Below are 11,828 nucleotides of genomic sequence, written 5' to 3' on the forward strand. Positions count from 1 at the left end.
GCTATTTAAATTTAAGTCTGTTATTAATCTTGTATTATGGTTTTTCTAACAATTGAATTTCAAAAATAATGTTAGCATTTGGCGGAATTACACCTCCAGCACCAGTTGCTCCATAAGCTAAGTGTGAAGGAATAAAAAGAATCGCTTTATCACCAAAAGAAAGCTGCTCAATTCCTTCGATAAAACCAGGAATCAATCCGTCTTTTTTTCCTGCAGTAAAAGGAATTGGCTGATATGCTTTTGCATCGGCTCTCTGCTGGTCAAATTTTCCAAATTGTTTTGCAACCTCTTCGATACTAGTGTCAAATAATGTTCCGTCTTCTAAGAATCCTGCGTAATGAATGTATACTTGTGATCCGTTTGCAGGTTTTTTACCGCCTCCTTTAGCTGTAACAACAAATTCTAAACCACTCGTAGTTTTAGTAGCTTTTGCTTTTTCTGCTGCGTAGTAAGCTGTTTTTTCTTTTTGAACACCAGCATATTTACTTTGCTCTTTTGCTATGTCAGCAAAATAATCGTGGAATACTTTTACAGCGTCAAATTTCTTAGCAGCTTCGCCATTTCTAACAATTGTTACAGAAACAATAGTATCTCCTTGAACTACTTTGTTTACTACTTCTTGATCTTTTACGGCTACAACATGACCAAAAATAGTGTGTTTGTTGTCTAACCAAGGAGTTTCAACATGAGTAATAAAAAACTGGCTGCTGTTGGTTCCAGGACCGTTATTAGCCATAGCCAAGATACCCGCTTTGTCAAATTTTAGATCAGAAAACTCGTCTTTAAATTTATAACCTGTATCGCCAGAACCTGTTCCAAGCGGATCGCCGCTTTGAATCATAAAACTTTCGATAACTCTATGAAATTTTAAACCGTTAAAAAAAGGTTTGTTTTTAAGGTTTTCGTGTGTTACAAATTCGTTTTTACCTTCGGCCAAGGTTACAAAATTGGCAACTGTAATGGGTGCTTTTTTATAATCAAGCTCAACAATAATATGTCCTTTGTTGGTTTCTATATCGGCGTATAAACCATCTGGAAGATTGCTGTGTTCCTCTTTACAAGAATAAAACGAGCTGATGGCAATTAATAATAATAAAATAATCTTTTTCATTTTAAGATGTTTTTTATGGAGTTAATGTGTCTTTTTTGGTTGAAGAAACTGGTTTGGCAGCTGCTGGTTTTGGTGCCGCTGGTTTTGTTGCAGCGGGCGGATTTTGTCCTGCTGGGGTATTTGCCGGAGCTGCAGTTTTTGCTGCAGGATCGGGTACAAAATTTCGAAGTGTCACAGTACAAATTAAGGACTCGTTCGGACCTATTTTTTTGTTGTCTCCATGATAACCGTAAGCAATATGAGATGGAAATAAGAAAGTTACGGTTTCATTTTTATGCATTCTTTTAATACCGTCGCGAAGCCCCATCATGATATCCTGCTTGTCAACATAATAAGTCTGAGGTCCAAGATCGGCTTCAGAATAAATGATTTTTCCAGAAATATCTTTAACTTCTAAATTGTAATACGCAATATCGCCTTTTCTTGGCGCAGCAGTTTCGGCAGTATTCTTTTCTTCATAACAAAACCAATAACCTTTTGGAGTTGCATAATATTTTACCTTCGGATTGTTTTTGATGATTTTCTTGATGACCTGTTCCTCGTTAGCGACTAACTTTTTGTTACGGTCGGCTGATTTTTTCATGAAGGTCCCAGAAGTTCTTTTGATAGGTCGTCTGGCTTCTTCATGATGTTTACAGCTTACCAATAAAACGGCAAAAAGCAGCAGCGATATGCTAAATTTCAAATTGTTTTTCATGGGACTATATTTTTAGTGTGGTTACTAAATCTTCAAATTTTTTCACTGTTTCTTCCATCGAGATTTCAGATCTTCCGCCTGCTGCATTACTGTGTCCGCCTCCATTAAAATGATCTCTTGCAAATTGATTGACGTCAAAACCTCCTTGAGAACGGAAAGAAATTTTAATAATTCCTTCGTCCTTATTTTCAATAAAAATAGCTGTAAAAACGATTCCTTTTATGCTTAATCCATAATTTACAATACCTTCTGTATCTCCTTTTTCATAATTAAAAGAGTCTAATTCTTCTTGTGTAAGGGTCATGTAAGAAGTTTTGTGCTCTTCAAATATTTTCATATTCTGTAAAGCACGGCCTAAAAGCTGTAGTCTGCTAAAAGAACTATTGTCAAATAATAATACCGGGATTTCGGTATTTTCTACGCCAAGGTCAATTAATTCTCCAATAATTCGATGCGTATTTCCTGTTGTTCCTGGAAAACGAAACGAACCTGAATCGGTTAAAATTCCGGTATATATACAAGTCGCTATGTTTTTGTCAATGTCTTCTTTTTTACCCAGGTAGGAAATAAAGTTATAGACCATTTCGCAGGTCGAACCAAAAGAAGTATCAGAATAGGTATATAGCGCATAATCATCAGGTTTTTGGTGATGATCGATCATGATAAACGGAGCTGTCAGCTTGGCCAAAGTATGTTCCATCTCACCTGTACGATGAAAAGCGTTAAAATCTAGCGTAAAAATAAGCTCTGCTTCTTGTAAAATCTGCGTACAGGTTTCAGTGTCTTTTTCGAATATTTTGACAGTTTCTGAGCCGGGCAGCCAAGCCAGAAAATTGGGAAAATCATTGGGAGCAATTACCGTTGCATGGTGATTGTTTTTACGCAAAAAATGATATAAACCTAATGTAGAACCCATAGCGTCGCCATCTGGTCCTCTGTGCGGAATGATGACGATTTTTTTTGGGGCAGCGAGTAACAACTGAATCGCTTGAATGTCTTGTATTTTCATAGTGTGCGAATTTACATTTTTTTAATGTAATGCAGCAAACATTTTACAGATTAACATATGATTTAGAAAAATACAATTATAAGTAATGAATTATAAATTTGGAGTTTTGAATTTGAAATTTTATTACAAATTTTGAAGTTCTTTTCGACGTAATTTCTGATATAACTTGTATTTTGGACCTTTAACAATCTGTGATTTATAAATCCCAATAGAGCCTGATGAAAAATAGGCAATTGTGCAAGCTGTTGCAATGAATATTCCTGGGGCAATTCCGAATAATTCCATCCCCATAATCGTACAGGCGATAGGAGTGTGGGTGGCGCCGGAGAAAACAGCAACAAATCCGATTCCTGCTAAAAGAGCAATTGGCATCGGAATCAGAATTGATAAGGCGCTTCCTAAAGTTGCACCAACAAAAAACAAAGGCGTTACTTCGCCGCCTTTAAATCCAGCTCCTAAAGTAAATCCGGTAAACAAAATTTTTAATAGAAAATCATACCACTGGCTGGTATTTGAAAACGAATCGACAATTACAGGAACTCCCAATCCTGAGAATTTGGTAAATCCAAAACCTGCAATCGCAATTGCTAAAATGATACCGCCAACAACTGGACGAAGCGGCGGATATTTTATATTTTTTGAAAAAAGGGAACTCCAAAAATGAGTACTTCTTGCAAATAATAATGCAGCAAATCCTGAAAGAATTCCAACTATTATGGTAAAAATAATGTTATTAAAGCTAAGTTGTGGGATTACAGGAATGCTGTAATGCGTGTGTTTGATTTCCCAGAATTCTACTGTAAAATAGGCGGCATAAGCGACTAAAAAAGAAAGCAGAATACTTTTAAGATTGATTTTACTGAAATACAAAACCTCTAAAGCAAAAATGGCGCCTGCCAAAGGTGTTCCGAAAACAGAAGCAAAACCAGCGCTTATTCCGAGAATAATGAGAATTTTTCGTTCAGAATTATCTAATTTAAAAATTTTAGTGAATTGATCGGCAATTGCACCTCCCATTTGTACCGCAGTTCCTTCGCGTCCTGCAGATCCACCAAATAAATGCGTTGCCAAAGTTCCGAAAAGTACCAAAGGCGCCATTCTAAACGGAATGACTTTTTTAGGATTTTCGTATTCTTCAAGCAGTAAATTATTTCCCTTAACAACCGATTCTCCCCAGTAGTAATAAGTCAATCCGACTAAAAATCCGCCGAAAGGCAAAAGCCAGATAATCCAATTATTGTGAAGTCTGATTTGTGTAACCCATTCTAAAGAAACCAAGAAAAAAGCAGATGCTGAACCAGAAAAAATACCAATTAAAAAACAAATGAGAATCCATTTGAAAGAGGTAAGAAGTGTTTTTTTTAATTGAAAAGAATTCATTAACAGGTTTATTTTTTCGCCGTGAATTCACGAAATTAGGTATAAAAAAAGAATTCGAGAATTCGCAGCGAAAAATATTTATTGAATAACAGCAGTAAATTCTATTTCGACCAGATATTCTGGAGCAACCAGTTTACTGATTTCGTAAAAACCTGTTGTTGGTTTTATATCTTTAAAAAACGAGGAATGAGCTCTTGCTACCTCTTCAAAAGTATCAACATTTGTGGTGAAAATTCGAGTTCTGATAACATCTTTCATGCTAACATTTAGATCTTCTAAAACTTTTTCAACACGTTCCAAAATGTTGTACGTCTGTGCATAAGCATCGTCAGTTTTTACTTTTTCGCCGTCAACAATCGCAACAGTTCCAGAAACTTCGACAATATTGCCAATTCTTACCGCACGACAGTATCCCATTTTATCTTCCCACGGAGAACCGCTTAAAATGTTTTCTCTTTTCATTTTTTTTGTTTTTTGAATTTATTCGATTTACAACAAATTCAGGTTAATTAAAGTTGCTGCAATTTAAGCATAATGATTAGGAACAAAAACAGAAAAAGCCTGAAATCAAATCGAAAATCAAGCTTTTTTGTTAAATTTATTTCAGAAAGTTATTCTATCTGATTTTCTTCATACAGGCGAAGTTTGTTTTGTGCTGCCTTAAGATTTTGCTGTAAACTTTCTATTTTGTTTAATAAATGCGCAATGGCATCAATTCCTTCCAGATTGATTTTGAGATCATAATGCATGCGAATCATTTTTTCTACCGTTGGGAGTTGTTCGGGTTCTAGAAACTCGTCATTTTCTTCAACTATTATTTGTATCAATCCATAGTTGTTAAGCTCGGTAATAAAAGTATTTTCAATTTCGTGATAGATACAAAACTGTTTGATCTGGATTAAATTTTTATTTTTCATGATTTCTAAGTTTTGCCAATTCTTCAAATAATTCTTTTTCTTTCTCACTCAATTTTGTCGGCAGTTTTATGGTGTATGTGATATACAAATCACCAAATTGATTTTCTTTTTTGTAAACAGGAAAGCCTTTTCCTTTTAATTTAACCTTTGTTCCAGGTTGTGTTTCTGGTGCCACTTTGATTTTTACCTTCCCATCAAAAGTAGTAATGTAAGTTTCGCCTCCAAGAATTGCAGTGTACAAATCCAAAGGAGCATCGGCATACAGATTATTTCCTTCGCGTTTAAAATCAGAATTATTAGAAATACTAAAAGTAATATACAAATCGCCGTTTGGACCGCCGTTGGAACCAGGTCCGCCGTGATTCGGGATTTTAATCACCTGTCCGTTTTCTACACCGGCCGGAATTGTGATTCTGATGTTTTTTCCGTTTACCGTTAAATTTTGTTTTTGCGTAGTGTACGCAGCGGTAAGATCTAATTCTAATTCGGCATTAAAATCCTGACCTCTATATTTAGACTGCGTTCGGCTTCTGCCGCTTCCGTACATCGAATTGAAAAAATCGGAGAAATCGCTTCCAGAAAAATCACCGCTTTCAAAACCAGAGAAATCACCGCCCGAATATTGCGAACCGCTTTGTCTGTTTTGCTGCTGATTTGGATTGTAGCCTGCTTTTTCAAATTCGTCAGCATGTTTCCAGTCTTTTCCGTATTTGTCGTATTTTTTTCGATTTTCAGGATTGCTTAAAACTTCATTGGCTTCGTTAATTTCTTTAAACTTTTTTTCAGCCTCTTTATCATTTGGATTCAAATCGGGATGATATTTTCGGGCCAATTTTCGATAGGCTTTCTTAATATCCGCTTCCGTTGCAGATTTGGTAACATCTAATGCTTTATAATAATCGATATAGTCCATTTTATTAAGGTTTTATAAATGGTAAATAAAGTCTTGAAGTTAAGAAAAATCTGCTGATTTTCAAAATGCTTATCAGAACGGGTGTGAAACAGATTCACTTTTGCGAAGACGAAGATTAATGCTGATTTTGAATTTTAGATCGCAAAAAGATTTGTTGTTTTTAGTATCAGTAAATCTGCATATAGGTTTTGGATTGATTGTTTAAAATTAATACAGATAGGAATGTTTTGATTGTTTTAGTTTTAGAATTTGGAATTTAAAATTTAGAATTTATTTTTCGAAGATTAATTATGTTTTGGCAGGTTTTTTGATTCCAAAAATTAGCTTAATTTAATGTTATAAAACTCATAAAGCCGTTAGGCGTAATGAAATTATAGTATTTTTGTAATGCTTGGCTTTTTGAGCCTGACAATTAATTATAAAAGCCGATTCTATAATCCCTATTGAATGAAACAGATTTTATTTTTCATATTATTGCTTACTGCAATGTCAGTTTCCGCGCAAGAGATAGGTGGAAAATACAAGCCTATTCCTGCGCCAAAATTTGGTGTAAAACCCAAAAAGACACCAATTCCTGAGGTAAAAGATCCACAAGCTGAAAATCTGGATATTCCTAGTATCAAAACACCAAATGTTTTTGAAAACAAGAGTATAACTCCAAAATCTCAATTGCAAGTAGGAGTAGAGAAAAGTAAATTCACCATGTCAACAGAAACAGATTTTGCAAATCCCGGCGATCGTTATATTGATAAAATGGAAAAAGATTTAGATAGATCTTTAAAAGATGCTGGTTTAAAAGAGGGACGCGGGGTCTTGGTGAAGAAAAATATTTCGTTAGGAGATTTTAAAACCAAATCAGAATATTTCATTATTAAGTTACGTGATTTTGGAGCGATTGATGGCGATTTAGTAAAGGTTTCTACAAATGACGTTGTGGTCAAGGATCAGATTTTATTGGATTCTAGTTACAAACAAGTAAAAATCGATCTGACCACTGGATTTAATAAATTGGATTTTGAAGCACTAAATATCGGTACTCTTGGCGGTAATACTGCAGAAATTCAAGTTTATGATGATAAAGGAACTTTAATCACAAACGACTATTGGAATAATCTTGCCGCTGGATTTAAAGCGACTATAATTGTTACGAAAGAGTAAATTTTTAAAGTCTATATATAATAAGGTTCTAAAGTGCTAAGCTAAAACTTCGCATCTTAGAACCTTAATTGTTTTTAATAATAGTTTTGTTTTAACGAAGCTAAAAAAAACTTAGAACCTATGTGGCTGAATATTTTAGCAGCTCAGATTAAAACGGATCTGCAGTAACCTTAAATTTCATTGCTGCTTTAACCGTTACATCTTGTGTAAGCGTTTCTTTTAGAGTTACTTTAGTTCTGATTTTGTAACTGTCAGCTTTTAAATATTCGTCTAGTTTTTTATCCGTACAAATCAAATCGATTGCGTTTGAAGTTGAATTGATGTTGTCTTGGTACGCCAATTCGATTTCGTTAGAATCGGTTGTCGAAATATACAGATGAACCGATTTTAAGAACGTAAATGTTTTGTCTGCTGGATTTTCGATGTTTAATTGCAGTGATCTAAGCTTCACATCTTTTACCAAGCTTGCTTTTGTTTTGTTGTTTTCAAATTCAGCAGAAGAATTTGTAGTTACTTCAGGAGTGATAATTTCCAAAGGAAGATTGATTGGAGAAGTACTTTTAATTTTAATCGAAGTATTGTTCGAAATAGTAAAAGACAGCAGGTCATCAACGGCATCACATGAAGTTAAAAATACAGATAAACAGATTGTAAGAGCAATTAATTTTGATTTCATAGTTTTTTAATAGTTGCAAAGTCACAAAGGTTCAGAGTGAAAAATGAAACTTAGACTTTTTAGGGTTAATTTAAATTGTTTTCTCTAATTACGAAGTTTTCCAGAAAATGGTTTTTTGTTTTAGGGACAAAGTTGCAAAGGCTCAAAGTGACAAAGTTTTTAAACCTTTGAGCCTTTGTCACTCAGTACCTTTATACCTAAAAATCGGAAGTGCGAAAAAAATATATTTTTTTCGCACTTCCGATTTTTCAATTTAAAATATAAAAAGTATTTTTGCGCATGCAACACAACGTACTTATTTTAGATTTCGGATCGCAATATACACAGCTTATTGCGCGTAGAGTTCGCGAATTAAATATATTCTGCGAAATTTTTCCTTACAATCACATTCCGAGTGATTTATCAAGTTATAAAGCCGTAATTTTAGGAGGGAGCCCTTTCTCTGTTCGTGGAGAAGATGCGCCTCATCCTGACTTATCAGAAATTAGAGGTAAACTGCCAATGCTTGCCGTTTGTTACGGAGCGCAGTATTTAGCGCATTTCAGCGGAGGAGAAGTTGCAGCTTCAAACACTAGAGAATACGGCAGGGCTAATTTGTCTTATATTAAAGAGAACGAAGTTTTCTTTGAAGGAGTTTCAGAAAACAGCCAGGTTTGGATGAGCCACAGCGATAGTATAAAAGCTTTGCCGGCAAACGCAGTAAAACTAGCAAGTACACATGACGTAGAATATGCTGCTTATAAAATTGAAGGCGAAACTACTTATGCAATTCAATACCATCCAGAGGTTTATCACTCTACTGATGGATCAAAAATGTTAGAAAACTTCTTAGTGAAAATTGCAGAAGTTCCTCAAAACTTTACTCCAAATGCTTTCGTTGAAGAAATGGTAGCAGAATTAAAAGAGAAAATTGGTGACGACAAAGTCGTTCTTGGTTTATCTGGAGGAGTAGATTCTACTGTTGCTGCGGTTTTATTAAATCAGGCAATTGGAAAAAATTTATACTGCATTTTTGTAAACAACGGACTTTTACGTAAAAACGAATTCCAAAATGTATTAGATCAATACAAAGGAATGGGATTAAATGTAAAAGGAGTTGATGCAGGAGATCGTTTTCTTGGTGAATTAGCCGGAATCAGTGATCCTGAAACCAAACGTAAAACGATCGGACGTGTATTTATCGAAGTTTTTGATGATGAATCACACCTTTTAGAAGACGTAAAATGGCTGGCACAAGGAACAATTTACCCAGATGTAATTGAGTCTGTTTCTGTAAAAGGACCATCGGCAACAATTAAATCGCACCACAACGTGGGCGGATTGCCAGATTATATGAAATTAAAAATAGTAGAACCGCTTAGAATGCTTTTTAAAGATGAAGTAAGAAGAGTAGGTGCTACATTAGGAATAGATCCAGAATTGTTAGGAAGACACCCTTTCCCTGGACCTGGATTGTCAATTAGAATTCTGGGAGATATCACGCCAGAGAAAGTTCAGATTTTACAAGATGTAGATGCAGTTTTCATCGACGGATTAAAATCTTGGGGATTATACGACAAAGTTTGGCAGGCTGGAGCAATTTTGCTTCCTGTAAACAGTGTTGGTGTAATGGGGGATGAGCGTACCTACGAAAAAGTAGTAGCGCTTAGAGCGGTAGAATCTACAGACGGTATGACTGCTGACTGGGTTCACTTACCTTACGAGTTTTTAATGAAAGTTTCTAATGACATTATAAATAAAGTAAAAGGGGTGAATCGTGTAGTTTACGACATTAGTTCTAAACCGCCTGCAACAATTGAGTGGGAATAAGATTTAATTAACACCTGAAAATACAATAAAAAAATGCCCGCATTGCGGGCATTTTTTTATACAATAAGATAAAGATGCTGTAATTCAGCACAGCAGTATTTTTTAATGTTCTAAGTTGTAACAAACATGTAAGTAAGAATAGTATCATTTTTAAAATTAAGTTACATTTGTAAGGCCTTAATTTTTAAACCTACTATTTATGAGAGAACTTTTAATGATTTCTCTTGTGTTTATTTTGTCTTTTAACAGAATAGCTGCACAAGATTCAATTATTGAATACCAAATTCAAAAAGGAGAAACTGCTTATTTTATAGCCCAAAAGTATAAGGTTTCTGTAGATGAGATTTTTAAACTCAATCCCGATTCACAAAATGGAATCAAGGAAAACCAGATTTTAAAAATTCCTGTTCATTCCCCAGCCAATTCAAATCTTAAAACGCATATTGTACAGCCCAAAGAAACGCTCTACGGACTTTCTAAACAATATCATGTTTCTGTTGAAACCATTCAGAATGCGAATCAGGAAACTCTTGCCGGCGGACTTCAAATCGGACAAGAACTTGTAATTCCGCAAAATTCGGAAATTACCGCAAAGGCTGTTTCGTCAAAAGTTACGCATCAGGTTATGGCCAAAGAATCTTTGTTTAGTATTGCCAGGCAATACAATGTTTCAGTGCAGGATTTAGAAAGCTTAAATAAAGAATTGCTGCAAAACGGATTACAGATCGGTCAGACAATTGCGATTCCCAATAAGCGCAAAACGCTGGACGGAAGAGTTCGTGTAATCAATCAGGAAACGGTTTTTCATGTTGTTGAACCAAAAGAAACTAAATTTTCAATTGCCAAGAAATACGCTATTTCAATTGATCAGCTTGAATCTCAAAATCCTGAAATTGTAAACGGATTGGTTATTGGAAATAAATTGGCCATTAATAAAAATGAAATTAAACCTGCCAATGAAAGTGAAGAACTAATGCTGGCTTTGGCCGAAAAACAAGTTGTAGTCGAAAAAACAAAAGCCAAAACTGTAGAGTTAGAGGATTTAAAAGACCGACTTGTCATTCAAAAAGAAATGAATCAGAAAATCATAAAAATTAATGATTTGAAATTGAATTTGAATGATATGAATGGTTCTAAAGAAAATTCAGTCGAAAAACTGCGCTTGGTTTTAGAAGCCAATAAAAATGTTCAGGATATTTTAATGGCAAAATTAGATTCGCTGGTAGTTTCCATGAATAATGATTTAAAAGAATTGAAAGGAATGAATGTTTTGAATATTGAAGAATCTAAAAGATTAGAAAAGCAATCTTTTGACGGAATCAATAAAACCAATGAACTATCGAATCAATTAAAGAAAGAATTGGCAGCAAACAGAAAAGCTTATGCCGGTTTGATGAATAAAGTAGAGCGAATTGCTGTCGAGGAAAATCAGGAGTACAAGAAGAAAATCCGCGAAAGCGAAAAAAATACCAACACAACATCATTGCAGCAGCGCTTGTCTTTAGAAGAAATTAAACGCTATAAAATAGAACAGGAGCAGGGAGATGCTCAGAACCAGCTTTTGATTGCTAAAATTGATTCATTGGACGTTCAGAGAAAAATTGAAGTAAAAAGGCATATAAGTATGGCATCTTATTATAGTATGGAGGCCCGAAAATTTGATGACAAACTCGCTCTGGTTAAATTGAAAAAATACCAAGATGCTGCGGTTAAAAAGCAAAACGATCCGAGTTTGACAGAAAATGCAAAAACACTTTCTTTGGAAGAAATGAAACAAGAGCTGAAAAACAATCCGTTAAAAGCGGGCAAAACAGTTAATGTAGAAGTTTATGATAATCTTAAAGAAGTTTCAAATGGGTATTACTTAGTTTTAGGTATATTTACAGACGCAGTTGAGCGCGATCAGTATATTATGAAACTCATTGATTCTGGCAATTTTAACGCTAGTTTCTTTTTTAACATTAACAGTCTTTCGTATTTTGTATATTCAGATAAGTTCGAAAACATGGAAGAAGTTTTGTACCAATGCAAGAAAAAAGAAGAAGATGAGTTATATAAAGATATCATAATTGCCAAAGTCGAAATTGATTTGAGGTGATTTTTTGCTTGAAAGCACAAACGGCTCGAATTTTGCTTTTGGTTAGAATATGAGTTGTTT

General features: G+C 34.6%; 11 protein-coding genes. 3 read left to right on the plus strand and 8 right to left on the minus strand.

Annotation, left to right across the window (positions count from 1 at the left end; all coding sequences use genetic code 11):
- Window positions 1–34: 34 nt before the first annotated feature.
- From C4F50_RS02225 to C4F50_RS02255, 7 genes are all read right to left on the minus strand, one after another.
- Window positions 35–1,111: a peptidylprolyl isomerase gene (locus C4F50_RS02225; protein WP_193844794.1), complete on the minus strand. Its 1,077-nt coding sequence runs from the start codon at window positions 1,109–1,111 to the stop codon at window positions 35–37.
- 13 nt (window positions 1,112–1,124) lie between these two features.
- Window positions 1,125–1,808 (minus strand): gliding motility-associated peptidyl-prolyl isomerase GldI, encoded by a 684-nt coding sequence (gene gldI / locus C4F50_RS02230; protein WP_193844795.1) that lies wholly within the window; start codon window positions 1,806–1,808, stop codon window positions 1,125–1,127.
- Between the two features lie 4 nt (window positions 1,809–1,812).
- Window positions 1,813–2,817, minus strand: a complete 1,005-nt coding sequence (locus C4F50_RS02235; protein WP_193844796.1) for a DHH family phosphoesterase — start codon at window positions 2,815–2,817, stop codon at window positions 1,813–1,815.
- Window positions 2,818–2,940: 123 nt separating this feature from the next.
- The gene (locus tag C4F50_RS02240) at window positions 2,941–4,197 is read right to left on the minus strand and encodes a voltage-gated chloride channel family protein (RefSeq protein ID WP_193844797.1); all 1,257 of its coding nucleotides are present in this window, start codon (window positions 4,195–4,197) and stop codon (window positions 2,941–2,943) included.
- A gap of 78 nt (window positions 4,198–4,275) precedes the next feature.
- Window positions 4,276–4,659 (minus strand): RidA family protein, encoded by a 384-nt coding sequence (locus tag C4F50_RS02245; protein ID WP_193844798.1) that lies wholly within the window; start codon window positions 4,657–4,659, stop codon window positions 4,276–4,278.
- Between the two features lie 149 nt (window positions 4,660–4,808).
- Window positions 4,809–5,114: a chaperone modulator CbpM gene (locus C4F50_RS02250; protein WP_193844799.1), complete on the minus strand. Its 306-nt coding sequence runs from the start codon at window positions 5,112–5,114 to the stop codon at window positions 4,809–4,811.
- Window positions 5,104–6,027 (minus strand): DnaJ C-terminal domain-containing protein, encoded by a 924-nt coding sequence (locus C4F50_RS02255; protein WP_193844800.1) that lies wholly within the window; start codon window positions 6,025–6,027, stop codon window positions 5,104–5,106. Before C4F50_RS02255 ends, C4F50_RS02250 begins: the two co-directional genes overlap by 11 nt.
- A gap of 447 nt (window positions 6,028–6,474) precedes the next feature.
- Here C4F50_RS02255 and C4F50_RS02260 point away from each other — a divergent pair, with 447 nt between their 5' ends.
- The gene (locus tag C4F50_RS02260) at window positions 6,475–7,185 is read left to right on the plus strand and encodes a hypothetical protein (protein ID WP_193844801.1); all 711 of its coding nucleotides are present in this window, start codon (window positions 6,475–6,477) and stop codon (window positions 7,183–7,185) included.
- 148 nt (window positions 7,186–7,333) lie between these two features.
- Here the strand turns inward: C4F50_RS02260 and C4F50_RS02265 are convergent, their stop codons facing one another.
- A complete protein-coding gene (locus tag C4F50_RS02265; protein WP_193844802.1) occupies window positions 7,334–7,861 on the minus strand; it encodes a hypothetical protein in 528 nt (175 codons plus the stop codon).
- Between the two features lie 279 nt (window positions 7,862–8,140).
- Here C4F50_RS02265 and guaA point away from each other — a divergent pair, with 279 nt between their 5' ends.
- Entirely contained in the window at window positions 8,141–9,670 is a 1,530-nt protein-coding gene (gene guaA / locus C4F50_RS02270) for a glutamine-hydrolyzing GMP synthase (protein ID WP_193844803.1), read from the plus strand.
- Between the two features lie 199 nt (window positions 9,671–9,869).
- Complete coding sequence (locus C4F50_RS02275; protein ID WP_193844804.1) at window positions 9,870–11,768, plus strand: muramidase family protein; 1,899 nt, start codon at window positions 9,870–9,872, stop codon at window positions 11,766–11,768.
- Window positions 11,769–11,828: the final 60 nt, after the last annotated feature.

It is taken from the genome of Flavobacterium hungaricum (assembly GCF_015182285.1).
Classification (GTDB): Bacteria; Bacteroidota; Bacteroidia; order Flavobacteriales; family Flavobacteriaceae; genus Flavobacterium; species Flavobacterium hungaricum.